Here is a 17,572-nt window from a genome sequence, read left to right as displayed (position 1 = left end):
TTCCGGCAGTTTTTTTATTTTGATCCCTCTTCACTTCTCAGAATACATACGGTAAAATATACAAAAGAAGATTTTTCGACAAATTCACGTTTCCTTGTTTGTCAAATTTCATTTTTAGTCGAAAAACAGAGAAAAACATAGAATAACAAAGATATGCCACTAATATTGGTGATTATGATTTTTTTAGAGGGTATATAGCGGTTTTGTCGAATGTAAACATGTAGCAAGGGTGAATCCTGTTAACTACATTTGGGGAGGAAGAAACGTGGAGAAAATTAAAGTTTGTGTTGCTGATGATAATCGAGAGCTGGTAAGCCTGTTAAGTGAATATATAGAAGGACAGGATGACATGGAAGTGATCGGCGTTGCTTATAACGGACAGGAATGCCTGTCGCTGTTTAAAGAAAAAGATCCCGATGTGCTCGTATTAGATATTATTATGCCGCATTTAGACGGACTTGCGGTTTTAGAGAGGCTGAGGGAATCAGATCTGAAAAAACAGCCGAATGTCATTATGCTGACAGCCTTTGGACAGGAAGATGTCACGAAAAAGGCCGTCGATTTAGGCGCGTCCTACTTTATTCTCAAACCGTTTGATATGGAAAACCTTGTCGGCCATATCCGCCAGGTCAGCGGAAATGCCAGCAGTGTGACGCATCGTGCGCCATCATCGCAAAGCAGTATTATACGCAGCAGCCAGCCTGAACCAAAGAAGAAAAATCTCGACGCGAGCATCACAAGCATTATCCATGAAATCGGCGTCCCAGCCCATATTAAAGGCTATCTCTATCTGCGCGAAGCAATCTCAATGGTATACAATGACATCGAATTGCTCGGCAGCATTACAAAAGTCCTCTATCCAGACATCGCCAAAAAATTTAACACAACCGCAAGCCGTGTAGAAAGAGCGATCCGCCATGCAATTGAAGTGGCATGGAGCAGAGGAAACATTGATTCCATTTCCTCGTTGTTTGGTTATACTGTCAGCATGACAAAAGCTAAACCGACAAATTCGGAATTCATTGCAATGGTTGCGGATAAGCTGAGATTAGAACATAAGGCTTCTTAAACATGAGCTTATTAAGTGGTCATTAAATCAAACGTCTTTTATTTATTAGTTTGCGCTGATAAATAGGAGGCGTTTTGTTTTGGGGACATTTGTAGTATGGGAGAAGAATATTAAGTATCCGCATATAGTAAAGGATAGGTTTGAAAAGTAAGGAAAGGCAAATGGCGATATTACCTGCACTCTTGGTCCATTCATACATCTTATAGGATCACGAAGCATGATCGACCCTAAATGTGTCCGTTATAAAATGAAACCTTTCTCCTGCAAAATCGTAAGTAAGGCGTATTCATGTAAAAAGGAGACGTACGAATGAAAAAGAAAAAAGCAAGAAAGCGTGAGGGGTTTTTCCTGGATTTTCTTTTCGAAGTTGGTGGGGAGCTCTTTCTTTTGCTGTTTAGATGTGTACACAAACTATTTATATAAAGGGAAAAAGACTGCCGAATCGTTTCGGCAGTCTTTTGCACATTAATCTTTATAAGGCACCCAGCCTGGCGTGTTCACAATTGCTTTCCAAAGCGGTTCAGGCAAATGATATTTTTCTTTATCTGTGCCTTTGATCACTGTTTCGATTTGCTTTTCACGGCCTTCTTTTACTTTTACCGTCCAGTTAGGGTCAACTAGAATTTCGCGTCCCATAGCGACTAACGGAATACCGTTTTCGATGACGGCAAGCGCGTCATCAGCGGAATGGATGGAACCGACGGCGATCAGCGGCACTTTGTTTCCGACACGTTCATTCAATAAGTCCATGCGTGTGCGAGTCGGATCTGCACCGCGGCGCGCTTTTGAATTCACGTCCATCAGTGAGATATGAAGATAATCCAATTCTTTATCCCCTAAAGCATCAACAAGCGTATAAGTTTCAGTCATTGTCAATCCCGGTGTCTCAGGTTCTTCCGGAGACAGACGGTAGCCGACTAAGAACGCACCCTTCGCATGTTCTGAAGCGGCTTTTTTCACTTCATCGACAATAGCGAGCGGGAAGGCTAATCGTTTTTCATCGCTTCCTCCCCAGCGATCCGTGCGCTGGTTGGTTTTCGGAGAATAAAACTGCTGAATTAAGTAGCCGTTTGCACCGTGAATTTCGACACCGTCAAAGCCGGCTTCAATGGCGCGTCTTGTCGCTTCTCCAAACGCCTTCACAATGTTTTCCACTTCTTCTTCTTTTAATGCGCGAGCAATTTGTTTGCCGTTATCAAACACGTCACTTGGCCCCACAACATCCTGTTGAGGAACGAGCTCAGACGGGCACTCAATACCGCCGTGATGAATTTGCACAACGGCTTTAGCGCCTTGTGCCTGAATGGCTTGTGCTAACTTTTTTAAACCTGGAATGTTGGAATCGTCATGGATGGCCGGCTGCCCGGGGAATGCTTTTCCGTCCGGTGTAACATTTGCGCAGGCTGTAATCACCATTCCCATCTCTTTTGAACGGGGGATGATGTAGTCGAGCTCCGCTTCAGATATTGTACCGTCTTCATTAGAAGCGTAATGAGTCATCGGTGCTACTGCGATCCGGTTGTTGATTGTAACGCCGCTTTTAAACGTAAATGGTTCAAACAGAGGCTTATACTTAGGATTCATTTGATCATCTTCTTTCGTTTGGATTCGCACATATTCTAGCCTATATGTAAAAATTAATGCAATTGATCTGCTTTACCGACTGAATATCTTGAGTGCAGAGTGATGTTTTCGCCGCTCTTTTTCGGGGCCTTTGTAGCCGCCGCTGATTTGGTGGCCGATGGAGCATGTGATGACAGCTGCCGCCAGCAGCAGAACGAATTTTTTCATGGCTTTAACTTCTTTCAATAAAGTAAATATCCTTTAAAAGGTTACGCTTGGCTGACCCACCCGTCAAACGATTTGCTCACCCTATTCTCAAATTTTTTAAAATGAATAAAAAGTTGCTTCTTTCCGCTAATTTTTTCTAATTGACGCCTCAATTAGAGCCATCCTCATAGACAAATCTGCTCGTTATCTTTCTAACAACAGGAAATGATCGGGTCGTATAGCCCTTTTGAAAATCATGGAACTTGCTCGCCTGCATTCGCGTTGTCTTTACAAATTCGCCATTCTGGTCAAAGATAAAAGCCAAACATCAGGAAGAGGTGGTCATGTGAAACAAACGGTTCTTTTGCTGTTTACTGCGCTCTTTCTTTCGGGGTGCAGTGTTGCAAGTGCGGATGACTCAGTGCCAAGGTTTACCGAAGAGGGAAAATACATTGGCTCGGCTGATCCTCATACGATTGCGGTTTCTCTTAATGGAGAAGAAACCATGATACAAGTTCCGAAGGATAAACGTGATGAATGTGAATCACTGCCAGATCAGACACATGTCCTGGTGAAATATACAAAGAAGGATAATGGAACTTTACAGCTGGAAGATATTCAGCTGCGAAAGAACTCGTCATAAAAAGACCGGAGGGAGTAAGTTGAGAATGTTATGGAGGAGCTTGGCGCTGTGCGGATTGGCTTTGACGCTCGCGCCTTGTGCACAGGCAGCAGAGCCGATAGAAGGAAAAACAGTGTATATTGATGCCGGACACGGCGGTGAAGACAGTGGAGCGGTCGGAAACGGGCTCTTTGAAAAGGATATTAATTTGGCTGTCTCAGAGCATGTGACAGACAAACTAAAAGAGGAGGGAGCCAATCCTGTTGCATCCCGGTCTGACGATCATTTTCTGACCTTGGAGGAAAGAGTGGCTAAGGCAAGTGCCAATCAGGCTGACCTTTTTGTCAGCATCCATGTGAATTCAGGGGTTACTTCAGCTTCAGGAACAGAAACGTATTTTCAATCTGATTATGAAGGGGAGAGCAGCCGGCGTCTAGCATCCGATATTCAGTCAGAGCTCGTTTCTTCCTTACAAACGAGAGACAGGGGCGTGAAAGAATCAGACTTTTACGTCATTACATATTCACAAATGCCAAGTGTGTTGGCGGAGCTTGGGTTTATCACGAACAGCTCTGATGCGGACAAGCTGGGAAGTGAAGAATACCAGCAAAAGGCCGCAGATGCGATTGTCAACGGCATTGATTCTTATTATGATCAGTAGATTGATACAGCCTTAATCCTAGAGTGGAGCCGACAAAATAAGTATAATGGAGAAAACTTTAGGGTTTGAGGTGAAACGATGACAAAGATTTTTGCCCACCGGGGGGCCTCAGGTCAATTTCCCGAAAATACAATGCTTGCATTTGAAAAAGGAATTGAAGCCGGAGCGGATGGGATAGAGCTTGATGTACAGCTGACGAAAGACGGACGCATTGTTGTGATTCATGATGAAAGACTTAATCGCACGACATCACTTAAAGGATTCGTGAAGGATACAGCCTATGATGAGGTAAAGACTGCGAATGCGGCCGCTGGTCACGATCAAGCGTACAGCGATATAAAAGTGCCGCTGCTAGAAGATGTGCTCTCGTGGGCGGTAAAAAAGGATTTTCTCATCAACATTGAATTAAAAAACAGCGTGATCCGCTATGAGGGAATGGAAGAAAAAGTGCTGGAGGCAGTGAAGCGATTCAATGTAGAGGAGAGAGTCATCCTATCCACGTTTAATCATGACAGCTTGGCGCTATGCGCCCGGCTTGCACCGCATATCGAACGGGCAGTATTAACTTCAGATGTGCTTTATCAGGCAGATCGATATATCGCGTCTATTCCGGCTTCCGGCTATCACCCGAAGTTAAACAGCCCAGGGGTCACAGATGAAGTGCTGAAGAAAATGAGGAACAGTTCGATTAAGGTAAGGCCGTATACAGTCAATCGTCCGGAAGATATGAAGTGTCTCATTGAAGCGGGAGCAGACGGCATGTTTACCGACTTTCCAGAAAAGGCTTCGGCATTGCTGAAAAATGAATAGTTGTTAGAAGGAGGCTGTTTGACGCAGCCTTCTTTTTTCATTCATTCATGCCCGTTTCAAAGCATACATTCATAGAAGACAACTAGAAATTGTAAGCGCTGTCTATCTTCTGAATGAGGTGAAACCATGAGGAAAACAGTCATTGTAAGTGCTGCAAGAACGCCATTTGGCAAATTCGGCGGAGTATTGAAAGAGGTGAAAGCTGCTGAGCTTGGGGGCATTGTGATGAAGGAGGCGCTGCAACGGGCTGGAGTCTCTGGAGATGATGTAGAAGGAAACGTCATGGGCATGGTTGTCCAGGCCGGCTCAGGGCAGATACCTTCCCGTCAAGCTGCCCGTCTGGCGGGAATGCCTTGGAGTGTGCCGTCAGAAACATTGAATAAAGTCTGTGCTTCCGGCCTTCGCGCTGTCACTTTATGTGATCAAATGATTCGGGCGCAGGATGCGGACATACTTGTTGCGGGGGGAATGGAAAGCATGAGCAATATTCCGTATGCCGTTCCCGCCGGGCGCTGGGGAGCACGGATGGGGGACGGCGAGCTTAGGGACTTAATGGTGTATGACGGATTAACGTGCGCATTTGACGAGGTGCACATGGCTGTTCACGGAAATACAGCTGCCATGGAATATGCAATCTCACGAAGAGAGCAGGACGAATGGGCGTTGAGAAGTCATGCAAGGGCAGCTAAGGCCGCCGATGAAGGGAAGTTTCAGGATGAAATTGTTCCCGTCAACTGGATCGGTCGAAAAGGAAAACCAAACGTTGTTGATAAAGATGAAGCGATTCGCCGTGACACAAGTCTGGATCAGCTCGCGAAACTTGCTCCTATTTATGCAAGTGACGGTTCTATCACAGCCGGCAATGCTCCTGGAGTCAATGACGGAGCCGGCGCGTTCGTGCTGATGTCTGAGGAAAAAGCTGCTGAGCTTGGCAAACGGCCTCTGGCTACAATTCTTGGTTTTTCAACTACGGGAATGCCAGCGCACGAGCTGGCGGCAGCGCCGGGATTTGCCATTAACAAGCTCCTGAAAAAGAACGGTTTAACTGTCCAAGATATTGACTTGTTTGAAGTAAATGAAGCTTTTGCTTCAGTTGTTTTGACATGTGAAAAAATCGTAGGTTTCGATCTTGAAAAAGTAAATGTAAATGGCGGTGCGATCGCGATCGGCCATCCGATCGGCGCGAGCGGGGCGAGAATTCTCATGACGCTTGTTTATGAATTAAAGCGGCGGGGAGGGGGGCTGGGCGTTGCCGCTATTTGCAGCGGGGCAGCACAGGGAGACGCCGTCTTAGTGCAGGTTCATTAAAACATGATGAAAAAGGGGATTTGAATGGAAATCAAACAAATCATGGTAGCTGGCGCAGGTCAGATGGGAAGCGGAATTGCTCAAACAGCTGCCGACGCGGGCTTTTATGTGCGGATGTATGATGTGAATCCAGAGGCCGCGGAGGCAGGATTGAAACGGCTGAAGAAACAGCTGGCCCGCGATGCTGAGAAAGGAAAAAGGACCGAGACGGAAGTGAAGAGCGTAATCAGCCGCATTTCGATTTCTCAAACGCTTGAGGAGGCAGAGCATGCGGACATTGTGATTGAGGCTATCGCAGAAAACATGGCGGCAAAAACTGAGATGTTTAAAACACTTGATCGCATGTGCCCGCCTCATACGATTTTGGCCAGCAATACATCTTCCTTGCCTATTACAGAAATCGCTGCTGTAACAAGCCGGCCTCAACGGGTTATTGGCATGCATTTTATGAATCCCGTCCCTGTAATGAAGCTGGTTGAAGTGATTCGCGGCTTGGCTACATCAGAAGAAACGGCCTTAGATGTTATGGCATTAGCGAAAAAGATGGGGAAAACAGCGGTAGAAGTCAATGATTTTCCTGGGTTTGTTTCCAACCGTGTGCTTCTTCCAATGATTAATGAAGCCATCTATTGCGTGTATGAGGGAGTGGCGAAGCCGGAGGCAATAGACGAAGTGATGAAGCTGGGCATGAATCATCCGATGGGTCCGCTTGCATTAGCGGATTTTATCGGACTGGATACGTGTTTATCAATTATGGAAGTCCTTCACTCAGGCCTTGGCGATTCCAAATACCGTCCTTGCCCGCTGCTCCGCAAGTATGTCAAAGCAGGCTGGCTTGGCAAAAAGAGCGGACGCGGTTTTTATGACTATGAGGAGAGGACTTCCTAAAGTCTATTCCATCCGGGGGTGGCCGAGTTGCATGTAACCCAAGAGCAAGTCATGATGCGAAAAATGGTGCGTGATTTTGCACGAAAAGAAATTGCTCCCGCTGCGGAAATCATGGAGAAAACGGACGAATTTCCCTTTCAGCTGATCAAAAAAATGGGTGAACACGGACTGATGGGAATACCGGTGCCGGAACAATACGGCGGTGCCGGGGCGGACGTTGTTTCTTATATTTTGGCGATTCATGAGATTTCTAGAATCAGTGCGGCTGTCGGCGTGATACTCTCCGTTCATACCTCAGTCGGCACGAATCCGATTCTGTATTTCGGCAACGAAGAACAAAAGATGAAATATATACCAAAGCTCGCGTCAGGAGACCATTTGGGCGCATTTGCACTAACGGAGCCTCACTCGGGGTCGGATGCCGGGAGCCTCCGCACAACAGCAATCAAAAAGAACGGCAAATATCTATTAAACGGATCGAAAATATTCATAACGAATGGCGGAGCAGCTGATATCTATATCACATTTGCTTTAACAGCTCCAGATCAAGGCAGGCACGGGATTTCGGCTTTTATTGTTGAAAAAAACACACCCGGTTTTACCGTTGGAAAAAAAGAAAGAAAGCTGGGGCTTTATGGCTCCAATACTACGGAACTGATTTTTGATAATGCAGAAGTGCCTGAAGCCAATTTGCTTGGCAAAGAGGGGGATGGCTTTCACATTGCCATGGCGAATTTAAATGTCGGCCGGATCGGCATTGCGGCACAGGCCCTCGGAATTGCAGAGGCAGCTCTTGAGCATGCCGTTGATTATGCGAAGCAGCGAGTGCAATTTGGAAGGCCGATCGCAGCCAATCAAGCCATTTCATTTAAGCTGGCTGATATGGCAACTAGAGCTGAGGCGGCAAGACATCTTGTCTACCACGCTGCAGACCTTCATAACCGCGGCCTAAACTGTGGAAAAGAAGCGTCTATGGCTAAACAATTTGCTTCCGATGCAGCCGTAAAGGCGGCGTTAGACGCCGTTCAAATTTATGGAGGATATGGCTATATGAAGGATTATCCGGTTGAGCGCTTGCTTCGCGATGCAAAGGTGACGCAAATCTATGAAGGGACGAACGAGATTCAAAGACTGATTATTTCTAAGTATTTGCTTGGCGGAACCTGATGGACAAAAAACGCATAAACGGAGGTTGAGGATATGGAGGAGAAACAGCAATATTCTCCAGGGTTGGACGGTGTGATTGCGGCAGAAACTCATATTTCTTATCTTGACACGCAGTCCAGCCAGATTTTGATAAGAGGCTATGATTTAATAGAACTTTCTGAAACAAAAAGCTATCTGGAGCTTGTCCATTTATTGCTGGAGGGCAGGCTGCCAGAAGAAAGTGAAATGGAGACGCTGGAACGTAAAATAAACAGTGCCGCAAGCCTGCCTGCTGATCATCTCCGTCTGCTTGAGCTGCTCCCTGAGGACACTCACCCAATGGATAGTCTGCGTACCGGCCTGTCGGCACTTGCTGGCTATGATCGGCAAATTGATGATCGGTCTCCCTCCGCAAACAAAGAACGCGCCTATCAGCTTCTTGGGAAAATGCCTGCCCTCACTGCTGCCAGCTACAGGATCATTAATAAGAAAGAACCGATTCTTCCGCTTCATACCTTATCCTACAGTGCGAATTTTCTATACATGATGACAGGGAAATTGCCGTCTTCATTGGAAGAACAGATTTTTGACCGGTCGCTCGTCCTGTACAGTGAGCATGAGATGCCGAATTCAACCTTTGCGGCCAGGGTCATTGCATCTACACATTCAGATCTTTATGGGGCTTTGACTGGGGCTGTCGCTTCCCTGAAAGGGAATCTTCACGGAGGAGCAAACGAAGCTGTGATGTATTTGCTTTTGGAGGCAAAAACGACATCTGATTTTGAGCAGCTTCTGCAAACAAAACTGAAAAGAAAAGAAAAAATCATGGGCTTCGGCCACCGGGTGTATATGAAAAAAATGGACCCAAGAGCACTCATGATGAAAGAGGCGCTGCAGCAATTATGCGATAAAGCCGGTGACCATCGTTTATATGAGATGTGTGAAGCGGGTGAGCGGCTGATGGAGAAGGAAAAAGGGCTTTACCCGAATTTGGATTACTATGCTGCCCCGGTGTATTGGATGCTCGGCATACCGATTCCTTTATATACGCCGGTCTTTTTCAGCGCGAGAACGTCCGGTTTATGCGCCCATGTGATCGAACAGCATGCCAATAATCGGCTCTTCCGTCCCCGTGTCAGTTACATGGGCCCGCGATATCAAACAAAATCATGAAAGGAGCTGGTAGAATGCCGAAAACGGATCGTGTAATCGTAGAAATCACAGACTATGTGCTTGAAAAAGAGATTACTAGTGCCGAAGCGTATACAACAGCGGGGCATGTATTGCTGGATACCCTGGGCTGCGGGATCTTGGCGCTACGATATCCGGAATGCACAAAGCTGCTTGGCCCGATTGTTCCAGGAACGACTGTGCCGAATGGAAGCAAAGTGCCGGGAACGTCATATGTTCTCGATCCTGTGAGGGCAGCGTTTAATATCGGCTGCATGATTCGCTGGCTCGATTACAACGATACGTGGCTGGCGGCGGAGTGGGGGCATCCATCCGATAACTTGGGAGGAATCCTTGCCGCTGCTGATTATGTATCAAGAGTGAGGCTGTCTGAAGGAAAAGAGCCGTTAACAGTACGCGAAGTACTTGAGATGATGATCAAAGCACACGAGATTCAAGGTGTGCTGGCGTTAGAAAACAGCTTAAATCGAGTTGGCCTTGACCATGTGCTGTTTGTCAAAGTTGCGACAACCGCTGTTGCGGCAAAGCTTTTGGGCGGCGGAAGAGAAGAAATCAAAAATGCGCTTTCGAATGCATGGATTGACAATGCAGCATTGAGGACATACCGCCATTCACCGAATACAGGCTCGCGTAAATCATGGGCGGCAGGAGATGCAACGAGCAGAGGTGTTCATTTGGCGCTGATGTCGTTAAAAGGGGAAATGGGTTATCCGACAGCCCTGAGTGCACCGGGTTGGGGGTTCCAAGACGTTTTATTCAATAAGAAAGAGATCAAGCTTGCCCGTCCGCTTGACGCTTATGTCATGGAAAATGTGTTATTTAAAGTGTCTTATCCTGCGGAATTTCACGCCCAGACAGCGGCGGAGTGCGCCGTCATTCTTCACCCGCAGGTAAAGAACCGGATTGACGAGATAGACCGAGTTGTTATCAGAACGCATGAATCCGCTATCCGTATCATTGATAAAAAAGGCCCGCTCCACAATCCGGCAGACCGTGATCACTGTCTCCAATACATTACAGCAATCGGTTTGCTTTTTGGTGATATCACCGCACAGCATTATGAAGCTGAAACAGCGAATGATCCGAGAATAGATAAACTTCGTGATAAAATGGAAGTGACTGAAAATAAAACATATACCGAGGATTATTTGAAGCCTGATAAACGCTCCATCTCAAATGCCGTTCAGGTTCATTTTAAAGACGGAACGAGCACGGAAATGGTGGAATGTGAGTTTCCCCTCGGCCATCGTTTTCGAAGAGAGGAAGCAGTGCCTAAACTGCTGGAAAAGTTTTCTGACAATCTCAAAACCCATTTTCCTGATAAACAGCACAAACACATTTATGAGCGCTGTACCAGCTATGAGACATTACAAACGATGCGCGTAAATGAATTCGTAGACATGTTCTGCATGTAAAAGGGGGATTTTGTTTCATGTCGTGGATCGTCAATAAGCAATCGTCACAAGAGGAGCTTGCCGGGCGTTTCCGCAAGCTGATGTCAGCACCGGACATTCTTCAAATTCCCGGCGCCCATGACGGGATGGCCGCTTTGCTTGCGAAAGAAGCCGGTTTTTCTGCTATTTATTTGTCCGGTGCTGCCTATACAGCCAGCAGGGGGCTGCCTGATTTAGGGATCATCACATCGGCAGAGATAGCTGAACGTGCCAAAGATCTTGTGCGTGCAGCTGATCTGCCTTTGCTTGTGGATATCGATACGGGATTTGGCGGTGTCTTAAATGCCGCCCGAACAGCCCGGGAGATGCTTGAAGCCAGGGTAGCAGCCGTTCAAATAGAAGACCAGCAGCTCCCAAAAAAATGCGGACATTTAAATGGCAAACAGCTAGTTCCGATAAAGGAAATGGCGCAAAAAATAAAAGTCATTAAACAAACGGCACCCTCCCTTATTGTTGTTGCCCGTACTGATGCCAGGGCGCAGGAAGGGCTTGATGCCGCAATAAAACGTTCAGAGGCTTACATTGGGGCGGGAGCGGACGCAATTTTCCCGGAAGCGCTACAGGCGGAGAATGAATTCCGCCAGTTTGCTGAGCGTATCCCCGTTCCGCTCCTTGCGAATATGACTGAATTTGGGAAAACGCCGTATTATCGTGCCGATGAATTCGAAGATATGGGGTTTCACATGGTGATATATCCTGTCACCTCGCTTCGAGCGGCGGCAAAAGCTTGTGAGCGGATGTTTGGTTTGATGAAGGAGCACGGCTCACAAAAAGAAGGACTTCATGATATGCAGACACGAAAAGAACTGTACGATACGATTTCTTATTATGACTATGAAGCGTTAGACAAAACGATTGCCAAGACCGTTTTGCCTGACGAATAGTGCAACAAAAAAAGCCGGAGCATTCTCCGGCTTTTTTTCAGCTATCGTTTTCTGAATCGCGGGCTGACTTGATTGCGTTTTCTGTCTCTGTATAAAATGAACCCGGCCAGCACATAGAGGCCGATCGCAAAAAAGATGAATCCTGACAACCCTTGGAGCCAAAGAGCTGAAAATGGCTTGATTGTATGGCCGAAAAGTGTATCTCTCATCAGTTTAATGCCTAAAGCAGAAATAGCCCCGGGGATGACTAATATTAAAAGCGCAAGAAGTCGGCTCATCTTCAGAAAACCCCTTTATCTTTTCATTTCCTTTATTGTCCAGCGGAAAAAATATTTTGTCAAGAGAAGAAAACGTGGTAACATAGGGTTGTGCAAATTATTGCAACGGAATAAATAGGTGTGCAAATTTTTTCATGCAAAGGGGTATCGGGATGCAAAAGGTACTGATAGTAGGTGCCGGCAAAAGGGGAACGGCGTTATTACATATTCTGATTAAAACAGCCATCATAGATATCATTGCCGTAGTTGACAAAGACCCCGAAGCGCCGGGATTGAAAGAAGCAGAACAGTATGGGATTGCCGTATCATCTGATTGGAAACCTTACATACAACAAAAACCGGATATCGTCATTCATACCACCGGCGATCAAGCCGTGTTTGACGAGCTCCTTCAAAGAAAGCATGAAGATACCATTGTCATGCCAGGAAAAATGGCATACATCGTTTTTCAGCTGATGGAAGAAAAGCAGCACCTGATTCAAATGCTAAAAGAGCAAACCTATAAATATGACAGAATTTTTAATTCCACCCATGATGGAATGATTTTTATTGATATCAATGAAGAAATCATTCTCTTTAACCATATGGCCGAAAAAATGGTCGGAAAAAAACGTGAGGAAGTCATTGGGCGCCCAATAAAAGAAGTGATTCCGAGCACTAAGATGCCGCGGATTTTAAAAACAAGAGTGCCTGAATACAACCAGAAGCAGCTGTTAGGCGATCATTTGCAAATTGTGACCACAAGACTGCCGATTATTGATGAAGGCGGACGTCTGCTCGGGGCTCTTTGTGTGTTTAAAGATATCACTGATGCGGTCGAGCTGGCAGAGGAAGTGACCAACTTAAAGCAGGTCCGTACGATGCTGGAGGCAATTATTCAATCCTCCGATGAGGCGATTTCTGTCGTTGATGAAAACGGCATCGGCCTGCTAATCAATAAAGCGTATACGAAAATGACGGGGCTTTCTGAAAAAGAAGTCATCGGCAAGCCTGCAAACACTGATATTTCCGAAGGCGAAAGCATGCATTTAAAGGTGCTTGAAACAAGACGTCCTGTCCGCGGTGTCAGAATGAAGGTCGGCCCGAATGAAAAAGAGGTCATCGTTAATGTAGCACCGGTGATTGTGGACGGGATTTTGAAAGGCAGCGTCGGCGTGATTCACGATGTTTCCGAAATTAAAATGCTGACAGCGGAGCTTAACCGCGCCAGACAAATTATTCGCACGCTTGAAGCGAAATACACGTTTGACGACATTATCGGCAAAAGCGAGCAAATGCTGGTTGCGCTTGAGCAGGCGAAGCTCGGTGCGAAAACACCTGCAACCATCTTGCTGCGCGGGGAATCAGGAACAGGAAAAGAACTGTTCGCCCATGCCATCCATAACGAAAGTGACCGGAAATACAATAAATTTATTCGCGTGAATTGTGCAGCCCTTTCTGAAAACCTGCTCGAATCAGAATTGTTCGGCTATGAGGATGGTGCGTTTTCAGGAGCGAAGCGCGGCGGTAAAAAGGGTTTATTTGAGGAAGCAAATAACGGCAGTATTTTCTTAGATGAAATCGGTGAGCTGACACAAAATATGCAGGCCAAATTGCTACGCGTCCTTCAAGAAAAGGAAATCGTCAGAGTGGGCGGCACGAAAGCGATCCCTGTCAACGTCAGAGTGATTGCGGCGACAAATGTAAATATTGAAAAGGCGATGGCGGACGGAACATTCCGGGAAGACCTGTATTACCGGATCAATCGCTATCCGATCTCCATCCCGCCTTTGCGGCAGCGGTTGGAGGACATTGAAGCATTGAGCGTCAGACTTATCCAAAAGATCAACCGGGATTACGGCAGGAATGTAAAAGGGCTCTCACAGCAAGCCTTGCGCGCCTTATCTGCCTACCATTGGCCTGGGAATGTCCGGGAGCTTGAAAATGTCCTTGGACGAGCCATGATTTTTCTGAATCCGCATATGGAATGGATTGAAAAAGATCACTTGCCTGTATTCGAACTTGAGCAAAAAGAAAATGACACAGATCAGGGAACAGGTTTTGATTTTCCGGATATTGAAGGCGAAAAGCTGTCTGTCGCAGTAGAAAAATTTGAAGCGCATTTGATCCAGCAAACGCTTGAAAAGCATCATTTTAACCGGACAAAAACAGCAAAAGCTCTCGGTGTCAGCATTCGGAACTTATATTACAAAATGGATAAATATGGCCTTGCAAATGAAGGCATGCAATAATTTGCAGAATAAACGCAAACATCTGCACGAATGTTTCGGTATACCTGGTATGACAGCACCCTTAAGAGCTGGCATGGAACTTGCATAATAAAAGGCGGAGTCGAAACAAGAAAGGTGGTAACAGATGAAGCTGAGAGATTTAATCGGCAAAGCGTCGATACACAAAAATAAGACCATTGCGGTTGCTCATGCTGAGGATGAGGAAGTGATCCGGGCTGTAAAGCTGGCAGCCGAGCACCTATCCGCCCGTTTCTTGTTAACGGGCGACAGCAAAAAACTGAACGAGCTGACATCATCCATGCAAGGGCATCAAGTGGAAATCGTCCATGCCAATACTCCTGAGGAATCGGCGAAATTAGCGGTTCGTGCTGTGCATCATAAAACAGCGGACGTTTTAATGAAAGGCAATGTGCCGACTTCTGTTTTGCTTAAAGCGGTATTGAACAGACAGGAGGGGCTTCGGTCAGCAAGTGTCCTTTCTCACGTGGCTGTCTTCGATATACCGGATTTTGACCGGCTGATGTTTGTGACAGATTCGGCAATGAATATTGCTCCTTCGCTGGAAGAGCTCCGGCAGATTTTGCAAAATGCCGTTCATGTGGCCCATGCAGTGGGGAGCAATATGCCAAAAGCAGCTGCCCTTGCAGCGGTCGAAACGGTGAACCCTAAAATGGAAGCGACCGTGAATGCAGCTGCTCTAGCTCAAATGTACAAAAGGGGCCAGATCAAAGGCTGCATTGTTGATGGACCGCTTGCTTTGGATAACGCAGTTTCACAAATTGCCGCGGCCCAGAAAAAAATTTCGGGAGACGTAGCGGGCAACGCAGATATCCTTCTCGTCCCAACAATTGAGGCCGGCAATATTTTATATAAATCACTGATTTATTTTGCCAAGGCCAGCGTGGCGGCTGTCATTACAGGAGCAAAAGCACCGATTGCTTTAACAAGCAGAGCGGACTCTGCTGAAAATAAACTGTATTCCATTGCGCTGGCAATATGCGCATCTGAAGAATACACACATTAGGAGGAACGAACATGGAACTTTTTAAATATATGGAGAAATACGATTACGAACAATTGGTATTCTGCCAGGATGAACAATCTGGATTAAAAGCGATTATCGCCATTCATGATACAACGCTTGGTCCGGCGCTTGGCGGAACGAGAATGTGGACATATGAAAATGAAGAAGCGGCAATTGAAGATGCGCTCAGATTGGCAAGAGGCATGACCTATAAGAACGCGGCGGCCGGCTTAAACCTTGGCGGCGGAAAAACAGTCATTATCGGCGATCCGCGCAAAGACAAAAATGAGGAAATGTTCCGCGCGTTTGGCCGCTATATTCAAGGACTGAATGGCAGATACATCACGGCTGAAGATGTGGGCACAACGGTCGAGGATATGGATATCATTCATGATGAGACAGACTATGTCACAGGGATTTCTCCTGCTTTCGGCTCTTCTGGAAATCCGTCCCCAGTCACAGCGTACGGGGTGTACAGAGGAATGAAGGCAGCAGCTAAAGCTGCTTTCGGAACCGACTCTCTTGAAGGAAAAACCATTGCTGTACAGGGTGTTGGGAACGTAGCCTATAACCTTTGCCGCCACCTGCATGAAGAAGGAGCAAACTTAATCGTTACGGATATCAACAAACAATCTGTACAGCGTGCAGTTGAAGATTTTGGCGCCCGTGCGGTAGATCCTGATGACATTTATTCACAAGACTGCGATATTTATGCGCCGTGTGCCCTTGGTGCAACGATTAACGACGACACCATTAAACAGCTGAAGGCGAAAGTGATCGCAGGTGCGGCTAACAACCAATTAAAAGAGACACGCCATGGTGATCAAATTCACGAAATGGGCATCGTTTATGCACCGGATTACGTGATTAACGCGGGCGGTGTTATCAACGTGGCAGATGAGCTTTACGGCTATAATGCAGAACGTGCATTGAAAAAAGTTGAAGGCATTTACGGCAATATCGAGCGTGTACTAGAGATTTCTCAGCGTGACGGCATTCCTGCATATTTAGCGGCTGACCGCTTGGCAGAGGAACGAATTGAACGCATGCGCCGCTCAAGAAGCCAGTTTTTGCAAAACGGCCACAGTGTATTAAGCAGACGTTAAGAAATTGATCTGGAGGTTATGAAAGTGCTACATGACGAAAAACGCATTCTCACAATTAATCCAGGCTCAACTTCAACGAAAATCGGTGTTTTTCATAACGAAAGAAGCATTTTTGAAAAAACATTGAGACACAACATAGAAGAGCTGCAGCGATTTGACCGAATTATTGATCAGTATGAATTTCGTAAAAACCATATTCTCGAAACGCTTCATGAACAGGGAATCAATATCTCAAAGTTTGATGCAGTCTGCGCAAGAGGCGGCCTTCTCCGGCCAATTGAAGGCGGGACCTACGTGGTGAATGATGAGATGATTGAGGATTTGAAAAGCGGCTACGCCGGTCAGCATGCTTCTAATCTCGGCGGCATTATCGCGCGGGAAATCGCTGATGGCCTGAATATCCCTTCGTATATCGTCGACCCTGTTGTCGTAGACGAAATGTCAGTGCTTGCGAAAGTTTCAGGCATGCCTGAAATTGAACGGAAAAGCATTTTCCATGCGTTAAACCAAAAAGCTGTCGCTCGTAAAGCGGCAGCCTCTCTTGGCAAACGATATGAGAACATGAAAATGATTATTACCCATATGGGCGGAGGTATTACAATTGGCGTCCATGACCGCGGGCGAGTGGTAGATGTCAATAACGGCCTGCACGGCGAGGGACCATTCAGTCCTGAACGAGCAGGAACAGTGCCTGCGGGAGATCTTGTTGATCTATGTTTTTCAGGGGAATATACAAAAGAAGAAATCATGAAAAAGCTTGTTGGCACCGGCGGACTTTTAGGCTATCTCGGTACAAATGATGCAGTAAAAGTAGAACAGATGATTCAAGGGGGCGATGAAAAAGCCCGCTTCATTTATGATGCCATGGCATATCAGGTAGCAAAGGAAATCGGGGCAGCCAGCGCGGCGTTAAAAGGCGAAGTTGAAGCGATTGTGCTGACGGGAGGCCTTGCGTACGGCAAAAGCTTTGTTTCTGCTATCAGATCATACATAGATTGGATTTCAGACGTTTTAGTCTATCCGGGTGAAAATGAACTGCAGTCTCTTGCCCAAGGGGCGCTCAGAGTATTGCAGGGCGAAGAGCAATCCAAACAATATCGTATTGAATAGACAGACAGGAGTGAGTCACC

General features: G+C 46.4%; 17 protein-coding genes. 14 read left to right on the top strand and 3 right to left on the bottom strand.

Annotated elements, in window-relative coordinates; translation table 11 throughout:
* Positions 1–265 precede the first annotated feature (265 nt).
* A complete protein-coding gene (gene spo0A / locus M1D65_RS11905; RefSeq protein ID WP_032726121.1) occupies positions 266–1,069 on the top strand; it encodes a sporulation transcription factor Spo0A in 804 nt (267 codons plus the stop codon).
* A 465-nt stretch (positions 1,070–1,534) separates the two neighbouring features.
* On the opposite strand, the gene M1D65_RS11900 is transcribed toward spo0A, so the two are convergent.
* Complete coding sequence (locus M1D65_RS11900; RefSeq protein WP_456270585.1) at positions 1,535–2,653, bottom strand: NADH-dependent flavin oxidoreductase; 1,119 nt, start codon at positions 2,651–2,653, stop codon at positions 1,535–1,537.
* A 72-nt stretch (positions 2,654–2,725) separates the two neighbouring features.
* Positions 2,726–2,878: a hypothetical protein gene (locus M1D65_RS11895; protein ID WP_014480226.1), complete on the bottom strand. Its 153-nt coding sequence runs from the start codon at positions 2,876–2,878 to the stop codon at positions 2,726–2,728.
* A gap of 307 nt (positions 2,879–3,185) precedes the next feature.
* Here M1D65_RS11895 and M1D65_RS11890 point away from each other — a divergent pair, with 307 nt between their 5' ends.
* The 9 genes from M1D65_RS11890 to prpB all read left to right on the top strand — a co-directional run bounded on the left by M1D65_RS11890 (position 3,186) and on the right by prpB (position 11,803).
* Positions 3,186–3,482: a hypothetical protein gene (locus M1D65_RS11890; RefSeq protein ID WP_014480225.1), complete on the top strand. Its 297-nt coding sequence runs from the start codon at positions 3,186–3,188 to the stop codon at positions 3,480–3,482.
* 19 nt (positions 3,483–3,501) lie between these two features.
* Positions 3,502–4,122 (top strand): N-acetylmuramoyl-L-alanine amidase family protein, encoded by a 621-nt coding sequence (locus tag M1D65_RS11885; RefSeq protein ID WP_080477816.1) that lies wholly within the window; start codon positions 3,502–3,504, stop codon positions 4,120–4,122.
* Positions 4,123–4,200: 78 nt separating this feature from the next.
* Complete coding sequence (locus M1D65_RS11880) at positions 4,201–4,932, top strand: glycerophosphodiester phosphodiesterase (protein WP_069703866.1); 732 nt, start codon at positions 4,201–4,203, stop codon at positions 4,930–4,932.
* A gap of 126 nt (positions 4,933–5,058) precedes the next feature.
* Positions 5,059–6,240 (top strand): acetyl-CoA C-acetyltransferase, encoded by a 1,182-nt coding sequence (locus M1D65_RS11875; protein WP_072175556.1) that lies wholly within the window; start codon positions 5,059–5,061, stop codon positions 6,238–6,240.
* Between the two features lie 24 nt (positions 6,241–6,264).
* Positions 6,265–7,128, top strand: coding sequence for a 3-hydroxybutyryl-CoA dehydrogenase (locus M1D65_RS11870; RefSeq protein ID WP_456270584.1), 864 nt, complete (start codon positions 6,265–6,267; stop codon positions 7,126–7,128).
* A 27-nt stretch (positions 7,129–7,155) separates the two neighbouring features.
* Positions 7,156–8,295 carry an acyl-CoA dehydrogenase gene (locus M1D65_RS11865; RefSeq protein ID WP_133953140.1) on the top strand — a complete coding sequence of 380 codons (1,140 nt, stop codon included), beginning with the start codon at positions 7,156–7,158 and terminating at the stop codon, positions 8,293–8,295.
* Between the two features lie 33 nt (positions 8,296–8,328).
* On the top strand, positions 8,329–9,447 hold the full coding sequence (mmgD, locus tag M1D65_RS11860; RefSeq protein ID WP_046160570.1) for a citrate synthase: 1,119 nt from the start codon (positions 8,329–8,331) through the stop codon (positions 9,445–9,447).
* Between the two features lie 14 nt (positions 9,448–9,461).
* Complete coding sequence (locus tag M1D65_RS11855; protein WP_456270583.1) at positions 9,462–10,880, top strand: bifunctional 2-methylcitrate dehydratase/aconitate hydratase; 1,419 nt, start codon at positions 9,462–9,464, stop codon at positions 10,878–10,880.
* 17 nt (positions 10,881–10,897) lie between these two features.
* Positions 10,898–11,803: a methylisocitrate lyase gene (prpB, locus tag M1D65_RS11850; RefSeq protein ID WP_072173942.1), complete on the top strand. Its 906-nt coding sequence runs from the start codon at positions 10,898–10,900 to the stop codon at positions 11,801–11,803.
* Positions 11,804–11,844: 41 nt separating this feature from the next.
* Here prpB and M1D65_RS11845 read toward each other — a convergent pair whose 3' ends face one another.
* Complete coding sequence (locus M1D65_RS11845; protein ID WP_003230304.1) at positions 11,845–12,081, bottom strand: DUF2627 domain-containing protein; 237 nt, start codon at positions 12,079–12,081, stop codon at positions 11,845–11,847.
* Between the two features lie 152 nt (positions 12,082–12,233).
* Here M1D65_RS11845 and M1D65_RS11840 point away from each other — a divergent pair, with 152 nt between their 5' ends.
* The 4 genes from M1D65_RS11840 (at position 12,234) to buk (ending at position 17,552) form a co-directional block, all read left to right on the top strand.
* On the top strand, positions 12,234–14,312 hold the full coding sequence (locus tag M1D65_RS11840) for a sigma-54 interaction domain-containing protein (RefSeq protein WP_004398669.1): 2,079 nt from the start codon (positions 12,234–12,236) through the stop codon (positions 14,310–14,312).
* Between the two features lie 124 nt (positions 14,313–14,436).
* On the top strand, positions 14,437–15,336 hold the full coding sequence (gene yqiS / locus M1D65_RS11835; RefSeq protein WP_326154208.1) for a phosphate butyryltransferase: 900 nt from the start codon (positions 14,437–14,439) through the stop codon (positions 15,334–15,336).
* An 11-nt stretch (positions 15,337–15,347) separates the two neighbouring features.
* Positions 15,348–16,442 carry a branched-chain amino acid dehydrogenase gene (gene bcd, locus M1D65_RS11830; RefSeq protein WP_003230309.1) on the top strand — a complete coding sequence of 365 codons (1,095 nt, stop codon included), beginning with the start codon at positions 15,348–15,350 and terminating at the stop codon, positions 16,440–16,442.
* Positions 16,443–16,460: 18 nt separating this feature from the next.
* A complete protein-coding gene (gene buk, locus M1D65_RS11825) occupies positions 16,461–17,552 on the top strand; it encodes a butyrate kinase (protein ID WP_003230311.1) in 1,092 nt (363 codons plus the stop codon).
* Positions 17,553–17,572 lie beyond the last annotated feature (20 nt).

This window comes from Bacillus sp. JZ39 (genome assembly GCF_053903145.1).
Note: the sequence above shows the minus strand (reverse complement) of the source record. Positions and strands in the feature narration are given on the sequence as shown.